Source organism: Stenotrophomonas sp. STEN054 (assembly GCF_056854535.1).
Genome location: NZ_JBXFWG010000018.1, coordinates 58,488 through 74,369, shown reverse-complemented (window position 1 = coordinate 74,369; position 15,882 = coordinate 58,488). Strand labels below are relative to the sequence as shown.

Sequence of the window (15,882 nt, the reverse complement as noted above, 5' to 3'; positions counted from 1 at the left end):
GTCTTGCCGTGTGCGCAGGACAGCGCACACGAGCAAGCGGCGACCAAGCCCCCATGGATGGGTTCACGGCGTCCCCGCAAACCCACAGTGCCCCGCCATCCCACGGAATGCAGGCTTTTGACGTTGACGTTGATTGCAGCAGGTGCAGGGCTGCAAGCCCTGCAACACAAAAAACCCCGCTTGCGCGGGGTTCTCTGTGTAATGCCTGCAGCGGGGGTTACGGGCGACGGGCCAGAGCCTCTACGTCCTTCGCCTTCGGCAGCAGATCCTGCTTGCTCACGCGCAGCGCACCAATGGTCAGCATCGGGACCGCCACCAGGATCGAGGACAGCACCACGATCACCGCGCCGATCATGTGCGTCTCGGCCAGGCCTTCCATCGAGCTGCCGCCGTACAGGTACAGGGCCAGCGCTGACAGGAAGAACATCACCGCGGTGATCACCGTACGCGACAGCGTCTGGTTGATCGAACGGTTCAGCACCTCCATCGGCTCGGCGCGCAGGCTACGGAAGTTCTCTCGCACGCGGTCGAACACCACGATGATGTCGTTGATCGCAAAGCCCATCACCGACAACAGGCCGGCCAGCACGGTCAGGTCGAACTCACGGCCCAGCAGGGACACGTAAGCCACCGTCACGATCAGGTCGAACATCGCCACGATGCTGGCGGTGACCGCGAACTTCCATTCGAAGCGCACCGCGATGTAGATCAGGAAGCCGGCCAGCATGAAGATGGTGGCGTACAGACCGTTCATCGCCAGGTCCTTGCCGATCTGCGGGCCAACGAATTCGTTGCGCAGCACGGTTGCCTGGTTGTCGGCGGTGGACAGCGCCTTGACCACCGCCGCAGCGGTGGCCTTGTCCTCGGCGGCGGCCGCACCGGTACCCGGGGCGTGCTCACCGTGCGGGGCCAGGCGGATCAGCAGGTCGGTGTTGCCACCGACGCTCTGCACTTGGGCGCCTTCAAAACCATTGTCCTCGAGCTTGGTGCGGACCTGCTCGACGTCGACCGCGTGATCGAAGCGGGCTTCGATCAGGGTGCCGCCGGTGAAGTCCAGGGCGTAGTTGAAACCCTTGAACCCGATGATGCCGATCGATGCCAGGAACACGATGATCGTGACGACCATCGCGACATGGCGCCAGCGCATGAAGTCGATCTGGGTGTCGTTCGGGAGGATGTGCAGCGGAAAGATTTTCATGTGCGTGTCGTCCCGTCAGATGGCCACGTTCTGGAGCTTCTTGCGACGGCCATAGATCAGCGTCGCCAGGGCGCGCGACACGGTGATCGCAGTGAACATCGAGGCGAAAATACCGATGATCATGGTCAGGGCGAAGCCCTTCAGCGGACCCGTGCCGAAGGCGAACAGGGCCACACCGACGATCAGGCCGGTCAGGTTGGCGTCAAGAATGGTGCCCGATGCACGTTCGTAACCGGTCACGATCGCGGTCTTGCCCGGCACGCCGGCACGCAGCTCTTCACGGATACGCTCGTTGATCAGCACGTTGGCGTCCACCGACAGGCCGACCGACAACGCCAGGCCGGCGAAGCCAGGCAGGGTCATGGTCGCGCCGAACAGCGACATCACCGCCACCACGATCAGCAGGTTGAACAGCATCGCCAGCGAGGTGATCAGGCCGAACATGCGGTAGTAGATGGTGAAGAACACCAGGGTGAACAGGAACGCGTAGACCACCGCGGTGATACCGTTCTTGACGTTCTCCGCACCCAGGCTCGGGCCGACCACGCGTTCTTCGACGAAGTCCATCGGCGCGGCCAGCGAGCCGGACTTCAGCAGCTTGGCCAGGTCCTCGGCTTCCTTCTTCTGCAGGCCGGTGGTCTGGAAGTTCTTGCCGAACACACCGTTGATGTTGGCCACCGAGATCACTTCCTCGTTGACCTTGAAGCCACGCACTTCCTGGCCGTCAACGACGGTCACGGTCGGCACGCGCTCGGTGTACACCACGGCCATCGGCTTGTTCACGTTGGCGCTGGTGAAGTCGAACATGCGCTGGCCGCCGACGTTGTTCAGCGTGACGCTGACCGCCGGGGCGCCACTGTTGGTGTCGGTGACCGCCTGTGCGCCAACCATCTGGTCGCCGGTGACGATCACGCGCTTGTTCAACAGGATCGGGCCACGGCCATCACGCTGCTGGTAGACCTTGGCTTCCGGCGGGATGCGACCGGAGGCGATCGCGTCCTGCGCATTGCCCTCGACCACCGCACGGTATTCCAAGGTGGCGGTGGCACCGATCATGCGCTTGGCTTCGGCAGTGTCCTGCACGCCCGGAAGCTGCACGACCACGCGGTCGGCACCCTGGCGCTGGATGATCGGCTCGGCCACGCCGAGCTGGTTCACGCGGTTGCGCAGGGTGTTGATGTTCTGCTCGATGGCGCCGTTGGCGATCTGCGAGATCTCGGTGTCCGGGATGGTCACCGTGATGCGGCTGCCGCTGACGTCGTAACCCAGGGTCGGCTGCGACTTGACCAGCGCCGTGCGGGCGTTGGCAGCGGCATCGTCACCGGCCGACGGGCTGAGGTTGGCCACGATGGTGTTGTCAGCGCGGCGTTCGACCGACTGGTACGGAATGCGCGCGTCACGCAGGGTGCTGCGCACGTCTTCGGTGTAGGCATCCAGGCGCTTGTCCAGCGCAGCCTTCTGGTCGACCTGCAGCACGAAGTGCACGCCGCCCTGCAGGTCCAGGCCCAGCACCATCGGACGACCGCCGAGGTTGGCCAGCCAGTCCGGCACGGTCGAGGCCAGGTTCAGGGCCACGGTGTAGTTTTCGCCGACGGTGTCACGCAGCGCGTCACTGGCTGCGGACTGCGACTTCAGGTCGGCCAGGCGGACGATCAGGCTGTCGCCTTCCTTCTCTGCACCAATCGTGGTCACACCGGCCTTCTTCAGGTCAGCCAGCACACGGTCGCGCAGCGCGTCGTCGACCGTACCGCCACGGTTGGCAGTGATCTGGACGGCCGGGTCCTTCTGGTAGATGTTGGGCAGCGCATACAGGGTACTGAGCGCCAGTACGATCAGGATGACGACGTACTTCCAGCGTGGAAATTCGAGCATTGCTTGGGTCCCGCGCGGCGCCATCCCCGGCGCCGCGGTTGTGCATCGGAAAGGGAGTGGCTTACTGGGCCGACTTCAGGGTACCGGCCGGCAGCACGTTGCCGACAGCGCCCTTCTGCACGCGGATGCGCACGTTGTCAGCCACTTCGATGGTGATGAAGTTGTCGCCGATGTCGGTGACCACGCCGGCGATGCCGCCGTTGGTCAGCACTTCGTCACCGCGCTTGATCTTCTCCAGCATGGCCTTGTGCTCCTTCTGCCGCTTCATCTGCGGGCGGATCATCAGGAAGTACATGATGGCGATCAGGATGATCGGGAACAGCAGCGTGGTCAGGCCCATGCCCTGCGGTTGGCCGCCGGCGGCCTGGGCATGGGCGGCGGGAATCAGGAAAGCAAGCAGGTTCATCGTTGGTCCTTTGGTTGGGCGGCGCTCAGGCCCGTTTGACGGGCGCAGGGTGTCGACCGCGGATCTGGGTCAGCCTTGAAGTATGCCACGGCCCCGGACGTTCGTCCTTGGGCCGTTCGGCAGGGGTGCGGCGGTGTTACAAGGGCGGCGCAACCGCCCCGCGTGCTGCGTAGAAGGACTCGCGGAAGGCCTGGAAGGTTCCCGCCTCGATGGCCGCGCGGATGTCGGCCATCAGTTTCTCGTAGTAGAACAGGTTGTGCAGGGTGCCCAGCATTGGTGCCAGCATCTCGTTGCAGCGGTCCAGGTGGCGCAGGTACGAGCGGGTGTAGCCGCCACTGCAGGCCACGCAGCCGCATCCCGGCTCGATCGGGTCCATGTCGCGCGCATACTGCGAGTTACGGATGCGTACGGTGCCGAACGAGGTGAAATAGTGGCCGTTGCGGGCATTGCGGGTCGGCATCACGCAATCAAACATGTCCACGCCACGCGCCACGCCCTCGACCAGGTCTTCCGGCCGGCCCACGCCCATCAGGTAGCGCGGGCGGTCGCCCGGCAGCTCCGGGTCCAGGTGGTCGAGCATGGCGTTGCGCTCGTGCTCCGGCTCGCCCACGGCCAGGCCGCCGATGGCGTAACCGTCGAAGCCGATCGCCTGCAGGGCCTCGGCCGAGCGGCTGCGCAGGTCGGTATGCACGCCGCCCTGGACGATGCCGAACAGCGCCGCGTCATTGCCCAGCTCGTCATGCGCGTTGCGGCTGCGCTGCGCCCAGCGCAGGCTCAGTTCCATCGAACGGCGGGCGACATCCTCGGTGGCCGGGTACGGGGTGCACTCATCGAAGATCATCACCACGTCCGAATCGAGCACCTGCTGGATCTTCATGCTCTCCTCCGGGCCCAGGAACACGCGGGCACCGTCGGTGGGCGAGGCGAAGGTCACGCCCTGCTCGGTGATCTTGCGGCGGTGGGCCAGCGAGAACACCTGGAAGCCGCCGGAGTCGGTCAGGATCGGGCCGTCCCACTGGCAGAAGCCGTGCAGGCCGCCGTGGTCGGCGATGATGTCCAGGCCCGGCCGCAGGTACAGGTGGAAGGTGTTGCCGAGGATGATCTCGGCACCCAGCGCGCGCACCTGGTCCGGCAGGATGCCCTTGACCGAGCCATAGGTTCCCACCGGCATGAAGGCCGGCGTTTCCACCGTGCCACGCGGGAAGGTCAGGCGGCCACGGCGGGCACGGCCGTCGCGGGTCTGGAGCTGGAACTGCAATCGGGACATGGAGCGGTCGTTCAGGCAAATAGTTGCCTATTGTCTCCCAAAACCGCCTTCCCTGCTCCGGTAGCGCCGGGCCATGCCCGGCGACGAGGTCTGCCGGAGATGGCCGGGGATACCGGATTCATCCACGCATGGCATGGATCTACTGGACCGCAGTAGATCCACGCCATGCGTGGATGACATGCGTGGATGAAGCGCGACCTCAGCCCGCCTGCGGGAACAGCAGCATCGCGTCGCCGTAGCTGAAGAAGCGGTAGCGCTGCTCGATCGCGTGCTGGTAGGCCTCGAACACGCGGTCCTTGCCGGCGAACGCGGAGATCATCATCAACAGCGTGCTTTCCGGCAGGTGGAAGTTGGTCACCATCGCGTCGACGCTGCGGATGCGGTAGCCCGGGGTGATGAAGATCTGGGTTTCGCCGGCGAATGGCAGCAGCTCGCCGTCACGCATCGCGCTTTCCAGCGCGCGCACCACAGTGGTGCCCACGCCGATCACCCGGCCACCCGCTTCACGGGTACGCCGCACCTGCTGGACCAGCTCGGCACCCACGTTCAACCACTCGCGGTGCATCACGTGGTCCTTCAGATCATCGGCGCGCACCGGCTGGAAGGTGCCGGCGCCGACATGCAGGGTGACATGGCCGAAGTCCACGCCCTTGGCCTTCAGCGCGGCCAGCAGCGGTTCGTCGAAGTGCAGGCCCGCCGTCGGCGCGGCCACCGCGCCCACTTCGCGGGCGAACACGGTCTGGTAGCGCTCACGGTCGTCCAGGCCCGGCTCGCGCTGGATGTACGGCGGCAATGGCAGGCGGCCGGCGTGCAGCAGCCACTGTTCCAGCGATTCGGGCACGTGGAACTGCAGTACGTAGAACTCTCCGTCGCGGCCCAGCACCTCGGCCTCGCCACCGGCATCCAGGGCGATGCGGCTGCCGGCCTTGGGCGACTTGCTGGCACCGACCTGGGCACGGGCCTGCTGGGCGCCGAGCAGGCGCTCGATCAGGATCTCCACGCGGCCACCACTGGCCTTCTGCCCGAACAGGCGCGCCGGGATCACCCGGGTGTCGTTGAACACCATCAGGTCGCCTGGCTGCAGCAGCGACGGCAGATCGCGCACCTGTACATCGGTGAAGGCAGCCGGTGCCGGCGGCACCAGCATCAGGCGGCTGGCCGAGCGTTCGGCCAGAGGCGCCTGGGCAATCAGTTCGGCCGGCAGGTCGTAGTGAAAATCGGACTTCTTCAAGGCAGTGATCGGCAACAGGTCGACAATGGCGCGCATTGTACGTCCAGCGCCTGCGAGCCGGCGTGCTTCGTGCCGAACGTCGGGCAATATGCTGCTATGCAGCAGGTTTCTGCGGGGTTATCGCGCAAAAAAACAAGTGCTAGCATCGGGAAGGAAGTCCGCAGCACGAGTCCGCCCCAAGCGCGCGTGATGACGCGCGTTTTGCTTTTGAAGGCCCGTGCGACCCAACGTTTCAGGAGATCTGCAATGAGCTTCATCGAACGCCTCGCCCCCCTCCGCGCCCAGCCCGGCACCCGCCTCACCACCGGCCTGGACGACGCCACCCTGACCGCACTGTCCGCCCGCCACCCGCAGCTGGTTGCCGCCGTGGACGCCGCCGCCGCCGAGTTCGCGCGCGTGCAGCAGGAACTGGGGCCGCTGCTGGCGCAGGACGAGCAGGCGCAGATCGATGCGATGCAGGACGGCTTCGTCAATTTCTATGCCGATGACGCGGTGACCCCGTACGTGGCGCTGGCGGCTCGCGGCCCGTGGGTAGTCACCCTGAAGGGCGCGGTGCTGTACGACGCGGGCGGCTACGGGATGCTCGGCTTCGGCCACACCCCGGATGCGGTGCTCGAAGCGATGTCCCGCCCGCAGGTGATGGCCAACATCATGACCCCGAGCCTGTCGCAGCAGCGCTTCATCACCGCCCTGCGCGCCGAGATCGGCCACCGTCGTGGCGGCTGCCCGTTTGCCCGCTTCATGTGCCTGAACTCCGGTTCGGAAGCGGTCGGCCTGGCCGCACGCATCGCCGACGTCAACGCCAAGCTGCAGACCGACCCGGGCGCGCGCCATGCCGGTGCCGCCATCAAGCGCGTGGTCATCAAGGGCAGCTTCCACGGCCGCACCGATCGCCCGGCGCTGTATTCCGATTCCAGCCGCAAGAGCTACCAGCAGCACCTGGCCAGCTACCGTGGCGAGGATTCGGTGATCACCGTCGCCCCGTATGACGAGGCAGGCCTGCGCAAGGTTTTCGAGGATGCCGAACGCAACCAGTGGTTCATCGAAGCAGTGTTCCTGGAGCCGGTGATGGGCGAAGGTGACCCGGGCCGTTCGGTGCCGCCGGCCTTCTATGCGGTGGCCCGCGAGCTGACCCGCGCCCACGGCAGCCTGCTGCTGCTCGATTCGATCCAGGCCGGCCTGCGTGCCCACGGCGTGCTGTCGGTGGTGGATTACCCGGGCTTTGAAGGCCTCGACCCGCCAGACATGGAAACCTATTCCAAGGCGCTCAATGCCGCGCAGTACCCGCTGTCGGTGCTGGCGGTGACCGAGCATGCCGCGCAGCTGTACCGCAAGGGCATCTACGGCAACACCATGACCAGCAACCCGCGTGCGCTGGACGTGGCCTGCGCCACCCTGGCCCAGCTGACCCCGCAGGTGCGCGCCAACATCGCCGAACGCGGCGCCGAGGCCGTGCGCAAGCTGGAACAGCTGAAGAGTGAGCTGGGCGGGCTGATCACCAAGGTGCAGGGCACCGGCCTGCTGTTCTCCTGCGAGCTGGCCCCGCAGTTCAAGTGCTATGGCGCCGGTTCCACCGAGGAATGGCTGCGCCAGCACGGCATCAACGTGATCCACGGTGGCGAGAACTCGCTGCGCTTCACCCCGCACTTCGGCATGGACAGCGACGAGCTGGACCTGCTGGTGGGCCTGGTCGGCCGCGCCCTGCGTGAAGGCCCGCGCCGTGAGCAGGCCGCCGCGGCGTAACCCGCGCCAACGCGTCATAATCGACCAACACCCCGCCCGCGACCGCTGACCCGGTTGCCGGCGGGGCGTTTTCGTTTCCGCACCAAGAGACAGGAATCCCCCATGAAGTCCCTCTGCGTCTACTGTGGCTCCAACGCTGGCAGCAAGCCGGTCTACACCGAACGCGCCATGGCGCTGGGCGACCGCATCGCCCGCGATGGCATGCGCCTGGTCTACGGCGGCGGCAACGTCGGCCTGATGGGGACCGTTGCCAATGCCGTGCTGGCCGCCGGCGGTGAAGTGACCGGCGTCATCCCGCGCCAGCTGGCCGACTGGGAAGTGGCCCACCGCGGCCTTACCGAGCTGGAGATCGTCGGTTCGATGCATGAGCGCAAGTCGCGCATGTTCGATCTGTCCGACGGCTTCGTCGCCCTGCCCGGCGGATTCGGCACCATGGAAGAGATCTTCGAGATGCTCACCTGGCGCCAGCTTGGCATCGGCAACAAGCCCTGCGCCTTCCTCGACGTGGACGGCTTCTACGCCCCGCTGATCGGCATGATCGACCGCATGGTGGAAGAGCGCTTCCTGCACCCGGAACAGCGTCAGGACCTGTGGTACGGCTCGGACATCGACGAGATGCTGGCCTGGATGCAGGCCTACGAGCCGGCCCAGGCGTCAAAGTGGATCGACGAGAAGCGCCGCGCCGCGCTGCGCTGAGTCGCCGGACCTGCGCGGTGCTCAGGCCACCGCGCGCGTCCATGGTGCCGGCCGCCCCAGCAGGTAGCCCTGGCCGTAGTCGCAGCCCAGCTCGAACAGGCTCTGCTGCTGGGCTTCGGTCTCGATGCCCTCGCCGATCGTTTCGATGCCCAGCGTGCGCGCCAGCGACAGCACGCCTTCCACCAGCGCGCGCGTGCTCTGCGCCTCCGGGCCATGCAGGCCGGCGATGAAGCTCTGGTCGATCTTCAGCGTGCTGATCGGGAACCGGTGCAGGTAGGACAGCGCCGAGAAGCCGGTGCCGAAATCATCCAACTGCACCTGGATGCCCCGCTCGCGCAGCCCCTTGAGGATACGCAGCGTGTGTGGGCCATCGTCCAGCAGCGCCACTTCGGTGATTTCCAGGCGCAGCCGCTGCGGGTCGGCATCGTTGGCTTCCAGCAGGCCGAACAGGCGCTTGCTGAAATCGGCCGAGCGGAAATGCCGCGGTGACACGTTCACCGACACATAGCCACGCCCACCGTCGGCAAGGCCGGCGATGACCTGTTCGTAGATCAGCCAGTCGACCTGCTCGATCAGGCCGCTTTCCTCGCCGAGCTCCAGGAAGGCGCCGGGCAGCAGCAGGCCGCGGCGCTCGTGCTGCCAGCGCAGCAGCGCCTCGTGGCCGACCACTTCGCCGTCGGACAGGCGCACGATCGGCTGGTAGAACGGCACGAAATCGCGGTTGTTGATCGCCCGCCGCAGGTCCGCTTCCAGGTCCAGGCTGCGCATCGCCTGTTCGCGCATCTCCTCATCGAAGATCGCGCAGCGGTCATGGCCCTGGGCCTTGGCCCGGTACATCGCCGCATCCGCGTCGCGCAGCAGCTCTTCGCCGGTGCGGTAGTGCGGGTTCCACAGGGCGATGCCGAGGCTGCCGGAGGGGAACAGCTCGCGCCCGGCGATCCACATCGATTCCTGCAGGGCCAGCAGCAGGCGCTGGCCGAAATCCAGCGCCTGGCCCAGGCCCTGCGGGCACTGCAGCAGCACCGCGAATTCATCACCGCCCAGGCGCGCGACCACGTCGCCGTCGTTGGCCATGGACACGATGCGCTTGGCCACTTCCACCAGCATGCGGTCGCCGGCGGCGTGGCCGATGCTGTCGTTGACCAGCTTGAAGCGGTCCAGGTCCAGGAACAGCATCGCAAACACCGGGCCACCTTCGCGGCGGGCCAGGGCCAGCGCGTCCTGCAGGCGGTCCAGCAGGTGCAGGCGGTTGGGCAGGCCGGTCAGCGCATCGTGCATGGCCTGGTGGGTCAGGCGCTGCTCGGCGCGCAGGCGCTCGGCAATCTGTCCCAGCAGCTTGTCGTTCACTTCGCCCAGCTCGCGGGTGCGCTCTTCCACGCGCTTTTCCAGCTCGGCATGCGCCGAACGCAGCTGCTGCTCGTCGCGCTGGCGGGCCAGGCCGGTGCCGATGTTCTGCGCCGCGAAGGTCAGCAGGCGCTGGTCGTGCACGCTGAAGGCGATCTGGTCGGTATAGCTCTGCACCACGATCGCGCCGACCACCTCGTCGTCGCGCAGCAGCGGCACGCCCAGCCAGCAGTGCGAGCGCGCACCGGATTCACGCACTTCACCGGTGGCCAGCAACGCGTCGATCTGCGCCCGCGACGCCAGCAGCGGGCGCCGGTGGCGCACCACGTATTCGGTCAGGCCGCGGCTGAACGCACGCGGCGCGCGCGAGCTGTTGTGCTCGTCCACCGAGTAGACGAAATCCAGACCGTCGCCGCACGCGTTGACCAGGGCGATGTAGAAATTGCGCGCATCCAGCAACCGGCCCACTACCCCGTGCACCTGGCCGTAGAACTGGGCCAGGCTGTCGGCCGACATGGCCATTTCGGCAATGTTGTAGAGGGCGGTCTGCAGCTGTTCGCCACGGCGGCGCTCGGCCACTTCGTCCTGCAGGCTGCGGTTGGCGCGCTGCAGTTCCAGCGTGCGCCGTTCCACCTGCTGTTCCAGCCGCACCTGCGCCTGGCGCCGGTCCATCGCGGTCTGCACGTGCTGGGCGACGAAACCCAGCAGTGCCCGCTCGGCCTCGCCGTACAGCGCGGCCTGTTCATAACTCTGCACCACGATGGCGCCACAGACGCGGCCATCGCGCAGCATCGGCACGCCCAGCCAGTCCAGGCTTTCCGGACCGCGCTCAAGATCGTGCTCTTCCTCGGCATCGGCCAGCAGTTCGCGCGACGGGCCACTGAGTGGCTTGCCTTGGCGCAGCAGCGCCACGGTCAGGCTGCGCGGCATCTGCCCGGCGTCGTAGCTGATCGTGGGGTCGGCCACGAATTCATCCACCTGGTCGGCGAAATACAGGAAACGCATCTGGTCGCGCACATCGTCGTACTCAACGATGTAGCAGTTCTCCGCGTACATCAGCGAACCGAGCACGCCGTGCACGTGGCGCAGCATCTCGCCCATTTCCAGATCGGCACCGGCCAGATCGGCAATCTGGAACAGCGCCTGCTGAAGACGTTCAGCCTGTTCAAGTGCGCGGATCTGCCCCGCCTGGCGGCCGCGCTGCAGGGCCAGTTCCATCGCCTGCCGCGACACCCCCCACCAGGCCTCCGAAGGCGACCCGCCGCGCACCCGCAGCGACAGCTGTGCGCCGTCGTGCTCCCACGCAGCCTGCTCCCAGACAGTGTGCTCCCAGCTCGACTGGTCCCAATCGAGCTCCGCTTCGCTGGCGCCCTGCGGCCAGCTGTCCTGGCCACGGCCCAGCTGTGGGTCGTTCCAGCCCACCCGCACGATGGCGGTGTCCGGCAGCAGCGCATGCAGCGCGCGCACCAGCGCCGTGCCCAAGACGGCCTCGTGAGGTGACAGCGATGACACACGGTCGGCTTGCGTGGACAAAATGACGTTCTCTTGGCGCCGCTACTGCGTCGCCTCCCCTGAGTGCGCGAGCATAACGCGGCACAGGGGGGGCAATGGAAGCCCGCCAACCCCGTCTCGTGCCTGCGGGCGTTGTTCATGTGGACCCCCACCCACGAATCGCCGTGAACTGCGCCCTGCCTGCCCCCGCCACCGGCTATGCGCCACCGCCTGCAGGCCTTACCCTGTCTGCCGTGGAAGCGACCGCCCTGCCAACCGATGAAGCGCTGATGCTGGCTTGGGCCGGCGGCGACCTGCAAGCGTTCGAAAGCCTGTACGCACGCCATCGCAAGCGCCTGTTCGGCTTCCTGCTGCGGCAGCTGCGCGATACCGCGCTGGCCGAGGAGATCTTCCAGGACGTCTGGCAGCGGGTGATCAGCGCGCGCGCCGGTTGGCAGCCCGACGCCGCATTCAGCACGTGGCTGTTCCGCATCGCGCACAACCGCCTGAACGACCATTGGCGTGCTGCCCGCCACCGCCCTGCCGCGCCGGCCGATGCCGATCTGCGCCTGGCCGCGCTGGAAGACGGGCAGACCCCGGAAGCTGAACTGTCCGAATTCGAGCAGCGCCGGCGCATCCAGCTGGCGATGGACGACCTGCCGCCCGAGCAGCGCGAAGTGCTGCAGCTGCGGCTGGAACAGGAACTGAGCCTGGAGGAGATCGGCCAGATCACCGGCGTCGGCCGGGAAACGGTGAAATCGCGACTGCGCTATGCGATGGACAAGCTGCGTGCGGGACTGAAGGCATGAACCGAGACGACCCCCTGTCGCCTGAAGAACGTGCGCTGGCCGGCCTTATCGGCCGCCGCCACGACCAGGCCCCGTCCGCTGCGCTGGACGCGGCGATCCTGGCGGCCGCGCGCGCGTCGGTGTCCACGCCTGCCGGTCACGCTGCTGCCGGGGACGCACCCGCAGCAGCCGACGGCGCTACGCCGTCAATCACGCCTGCACGCCGGCCGCGGCCGCGCTGGCCAGCCGTGTTCGGCATCGCCGCCTCGATGGTGTTTGCGGTCGGTATCGCCTGGCAGATTCGGCCGGAGCCGCCGGTCGTGCCGGCACAGGACGCAGAGATCGTCGCCGCGCCCGTGGCCGACAAACGTGCAGCAGCCGATGCCCAGGCGGCACAGCCGATGTCCGCTGCAGCCGAGATCGCGCCCCCACCGCCGCTGCCCGCACCGCAGGCGGCGCCTGCGGCACCGGCGCCGTCTGCCAAGGCTGTCATTGCACGTGCGCCCGAAGCGCAGGCAGCCCCGGCAGCGGCCGAATCCGCACCGCGCATGGCCGCACGCAGCCAGCCTGCCGAGCCCGCTGCCGAGGCCGTCTTCGCGCCGCCAGCGCCTCCTGCACCCGCTGCACCCGCCGCAGCGCCGCCAGCGCCGGCCGCGTACTCGGCTCCAGCCCCGGCTGCAATGGAACTGGATTCGATCCAGGGCGCAGCTGCGGCCAGCGCCGACGCGGTGCGGAGCCAACGCCGTGCGTCACCGGCGGCATCCAAGGCCAACGCCGGCGCACCGACCAGTGCACCGGGCGTGATGCTGCGCCGGTCCAGCGATGCCGCGCTCAGCGCCACGGCGGTACACGCCGAAGTGGCCGCCGACGCCGCGCTGCCGCGCCGGCAATGGCTGCAGAAGATCCGCGAGCGCCGCGACAACGGCCAGCGCGACCTGGCCCGTGCCAGCCTGGAGCGCTACCTGCAGTCGTATCCCGAAGCGCGCCTGCCCAAGGACCTGCGCCCGCTGCTGGACGACTGAGGCAGGCCCGCGCCGACCCCGTAGAATGGCGGGAATGCCCGATACCCTCGCCCAGCCCGTCAGCCATACGCTGGACATCAAGCACAGCCGCTTCACCGCCCACGCCGCACCCATCGGCAGCGCTGCGGGTGCACTGGCGTTCCTGCAGCAGGTGGCCGTGGCCGATGCCACCCACAACTGCTGGGCCTACCGGCACGGCCAGGAGTACCGTTCCAGCGATGATGGCGAGCCCGCAGGCACCGCCGGCCGGCCGATCCTGGCGGCCATCGATGGCCAGGGCTTCGACCGCGTGGTGGTGGTGGTGACCCGCTGGTATGGCGGTATAAAGCTGGGCGCCGGGGGCCTCGTGCGCGCCTACGGTGGCACGGCCGCCGAGTGCCTGCGCACCGCGCCACGCCTGCCGCTGGTGGCGATGGCGCGCCTGCAGCTGCTGGCCGGCTTCGAGGATCTGGGCACCCTGCATGCCGCCCTGCCCGCCTTCGCCGCCGAGAAGCGCGATGAACAGTTCGATGCCAACGGTGTGCGCCTGCGGGTGGAATTGCCTGCCGACCAGGTCGATGCATTGAAAATCCGCCTGCGCGACGCCACCCGTGATCGTATCCGCATAGAAGATGACGACCAGGATGACTGACAAGGACGAGACGTCCGCTTCAACCCCGCCGCTGCGCCGTCTGGGCAGCCTGCGTACGCTGTGGCCGTTCGTGCGCCGTCACAGCGGGTTGTTCACCGCCTGGCTGCTGGCTCTGGCGGTCTCCTCGGCGGCCACGCTTAGCCTGCCGCCGGCGGTCAAGCAGATGATCGACCACGGCTTCAGCAGTGGCGGCCAGATCAACCGCGCGTTCGCCCTGCTGATGCTGGTGGCAGTGGTGATGGCCTTGGGCACCGCCGCGCGCTTCTACTTCGTGTCGCTGCTGGGCGAAAAGGTCGTCGCCGACCTGCGCAGCCAGCTGTACGCACACCTGATCCAGCTCGGCGCCGGCTTCCATGACCGCAGCCGCAGCGGCGAACTGGTTTCGCGCCTGACTGCCGATACCGAACTGCTGCGCAGCGTGGTCGGCTCGACCATGTCGGTGGCCCTGCGCAGCAGCGTGACCGTGGTCGGCAGCCTGGCCATGCTGTTCGTCACCAGCCCGCGCCTGGCGGCATGGTCACTGCTGGGCATCCCGCTGGCCGTGCTGCCGATCATCATCGGCGCGCGCAAGCTGCGCGTGGTCGCCCGCAACAGCCAGGACCGCATCGCCGATGCCAACAGCCTGGCCAGCGAGACCCTGGGCGCAGTGCGCACCGTGCAGGCGCATGCCCGCGAACCGTACGAACGCGGGCGCTTCGACCATGCGCTCGGCGATGCCATCACTGCCGCGCGCCGTCGCATCGGCGCGCAGTCGCTGGTCACCGCCAGCGCCATCCTGCTGGTTTTCGGCGCCATCGTCGGCGTGCTCTGGCTGGGCGCGCATGATGTGAATGCGGGCCGGATGAGCGCCGGTACCCTTGGCCAGTTCGTGCTGTACGCGCTGATCGGCGGCGGCTCGGTGGGCGCGCTGGCTGAAGTCTGGAACGAACTGCAGCGCGCGGCCGGCGGCATGGGCCGCATCGGCGAGCTGCTGCAGGAAGACATCGAGATCCGTGCGCCCGCGCAGCCGCATGCGCTGCCGCAGCCGTTGCAGGGGCAGATCCAGTTCGACGACGTGGTGTTCCACTATCCGCAGCGGCCGGACCAGCCGGCGCTGGACCACTTCAGCCTGAACGTGCGTCCCGGCGAGACCGTGGCCCTGGTCGGCCCGTCCGGTGCCGGCAAGAGCACGGTGCTGTCGCTGCTGCTTCGCTTCCATGACCCGGCCAGCGGCCGCATCTGCGTGGACGGCCACGACGTGCGCGAGGTCGATCCGGCCGACCTGCGCGCGCAGCTTGCGCTGGTGCCGCAGCAGCCAACCCTGTTCGCCACCAGTGCGCGCGACAACATCCGTTACGGCCGCCTGCAGGCCAGCGATGCCGAGGTGGAAGCCGCGGCGCGTGCGGCCGAAGCCGATGGCTTCCTGCGCGCCCTGCCGCAGGGCTACGACAGCGAGCTGGGCGAGCGCGGCGCGCGCCTGTCCGGCGGCCAGCAGCAGCGCGTGGCGATCGCCCGCGCCCTGCTGAAGGATTCGCCCATCCTGCTGCTGGACGAGGCCACCAGCGCCCTGGATGCGCAGAGTGAGCACAGCGTGCAGCAGGCGCTGGAACGGCTGATGGCCGGGCGCACCACCGTGGTGATCGCCCATCGCCTGGCGACCGTACTCAAAGCCGACCGTATCGTGGTGATGGACCAGGGCCGCATCGTCGCCGAAGGCACGCATGCGCAGCTGCTGGCTGAAGGTGGACTGTATGCGGAGCTGGCGCGACTGCAGTTCGTCGATTGATTGACGGCCGGCTAACACCGGCCGGCCCAAGCTGGCGGCGAAACCGAAGGATCCGCTGAAGGAGGTGCACGATGTCGTTCCGTCAGTTCCCTGCAGTCGACGCCAATGGCGAAAGCCACATCATCATCGAGTTCAAGCCCGATGCCAGCGGTAGCGGCCAGAAGGGAGAGACCAGCCCGCGCTATGAACTGGATGACGGTCGCCATCTGGTCCGCAATGGCCGCGAGTTCACCACCAGCGGTGGCGAGCTGCGGTTGACGATCTGAGGTTCGCCGGGCATGGCCCGGCGCTGACGGATCTGCCCCCCCCCCTGGTAGGTATCGATCCTGGTCGATGTGCCCGCCCGCCAGGCATGAAAAACTGCGTGGTCAATTTTTCACCAACCATCTTGACAGCCTTGCCTGCCAAGGGCTGCGCGCTGTTATCCA

The 15,882-nt window shown here is 67.7% G+C and carries 13 protein-coding genes; 7 read left to right on the top strand and 6 right to left on the bottom strand.

Annotated elements, in window-relative coordinates:
- Positions 1-217: 217 nt before the first annotated feature.
- From secF to queA, 5 genes are all read right to left on the bottom strand, one after another.
- Positions 218-1,198: a protein translocase subunit SecF gene (gene secF / locus AC1VXD_RS09635; RefSeq protein ID WP_482991865.1), complete on the bottom strand. Its 981-nt coding sequence runs from the start codon at positions 1,196-1,198 to the stop codon at positions 218-220.
- A gap of 15 nt (positions 1,199-1,213) precedes the next feature.
- On the bottom strand, positions 1,214-3,070 hold the full coding sequence (secD, locus tag AC1VXD_RS09630; RefSeq protein ID WP_482991864.1) for a protein translocase subunit SecD: 1,857 nt from the start codon (positions 3,068-3,070) through the stop codon (positions 1,214-1,216).
- A 61-nt stretch (positions 3,071-3,131) separates the two neighbouring features.
- The gene (gene yajC / locus AC1VXD_RS09625; RefSeq protein ID WP_057498089.1) at positions 3,132-3,476 is read right to left on the bottom strand and encodes a preprotein translocase subunit YajC; all 345 of its coding nucleotides are present in this window, start codon (positions 3,474-3,476) and stop codon (positions 3,132-3,134) included.
- Between the two features lie 136 nt (positions 3,477-3,612).
- The gene (gene tgt, locus AC1VXD_RS09620) at positions 3,613-4,743 is read right to left on the bottom strand and encodes a tRNA guanosine(34) transglycosylase Tgt (RefSeq protein ID WP_482991863.1); all 1,131 of its coding nucleotides are present in this window, start codon (positions 4,741-4,743) and stop codon (positions 3,613-3,615) included.
- Between the two features lie 199 nt (positions 4,744-4,942).
- On the bottom strand, positions 4,943-6,010 hold the full coding sequence (gene queA, locus AC1VXD_RS09615; protein WP_200753275.1) for a tRNA preQ1(34) S-adenosylmethionine ribosyltransferase-isomerase QueA: 1,068 nt from the start codon (positions 6,008-6,010) through the stop codon (positions 4,943-4,945).
- Positions 6,011-6,220: 210 nt separating this feature from the next.
- On the opposite strand from queA, the gene AC1VXD_RS09610 reads away from it, so the two are divergent.
- Together AC1VXD_RS09610 and AC1VXD_RS09605 are read left to right on the top strand one after the other, a co-directional pair.
- Positions 6,221-7,717 (top strand): aminotransferase class III-fold pyridoxal phosphate-dependent enzyme, encoded by a 1,497-nt coding sequence (locus tag AC1VXD_RS09610; protein WP_108768580.1) that lies wholly within the window; start codon positions 6,221-6,223, stop codon positions 7,715-7,717.
- 102 nt (positions 7,718-7,819) lie between these two features.
- The gene (locus AC1VXD_RS09605; protein ID WP_079221569.1) at positions 7,820-8,413 is read left to right on the top strand and encodes an LOG family protein; all 594 of its coding nucleotides are present in this window, start codon (positions 7,820-7,822) and stop codon (positions 8,411-8,413) included.
- Positions 8,414-8,434: 21 nt separating this feature from the next.
- Here AC1VXD_RS09605 and AC1VXD_RS09600 read toward each other — a convergent pair whose 3' ends face one another.
- Positions 8,435-11,239 carry an EAL domain-containing protein gene (locus tag AC1VXD_RS09600; RefSeq protein ID WP_482991862.1) on the bottom strand — a complete coding sequence of 935 codons (2,805 nt, stop codon included), beginning with the start codon at positions 11,237-11,239 and terminating at the stop codon, positions 8,435-8,437.
- A gap of 263 nt (positions 11,240-11,502) precedes the next feature.
- Here AC1VXD_RS09600 and AC1VXD_RS09595 point away from each other — a divergent pair, with 263 nt between their 5' ends.
- From AC1VXD_RS09595 to AC1VXD_RS09575, 5 genes are all read left to right on the top strand, one after another.
- Positions 11,503-12,057, top strand: coding sequence for an RNA polymerase sigma factor (locus AC1VXD_RS09595; RefSeq protein ID WP_275427005.1), 555 nt, complete (start codon positions 11,503-11,505; stop codon positions 12,055-12,057).
- On the top strand, positions 12,054-13,058 hold the full coding sequence (locus tag AC1VXD_RS09590; protein ID WP_482991861.1) for a hypothetical protein: 1,005 nt from the start codon (positions 12,054-12,056) through the stop codon (positions 13,056-13,058). The genes AC1VXD_RS09595 and AC1VXD_RS09590 overlap by 4 nt, the downstream gene beginning before the upstream one ends.
- Before the next feature lie 34 nt (positions 13,059-13,092).
- Entirely contained in the window at positions 13,093-13,689 is a 597-nt protein-coding gene (locus tag AC1VXD_RS09585; RefSeq protein WP_482991860.1) for an IMPACT family protein, read from the top strand.
- Positions 13,682-15,454, top strand: a complete 1,773-nt coding sequence (locus tag AC1VXD_RS09580) for an ABC transporter transmembrane domain-containing protein (protein WP_482991859.1) — start codon at positions 13,682-13,684, stop codon at positions 15,452-15,454. The genes AC1VXD_RS09585 and AC1VXD_RS09580 overlap by 8 nt, the downstream gene beginning before the upstream one ends.
- Before the next feature lie 71 nt (positions 15,455-15,525).
- Positions 15,526-15,720, top strand: a complete 195-nt coding sequence (locus AC1VXD_RS09575) for a hypothetical protein (RefSeq protein WP_482991858.1) — start codon at positions 15,526-15,528, stop codon at positions 15,718-15,720.
- Positions 15,721-15,882 lie beyond the last annotated feature (162 nt).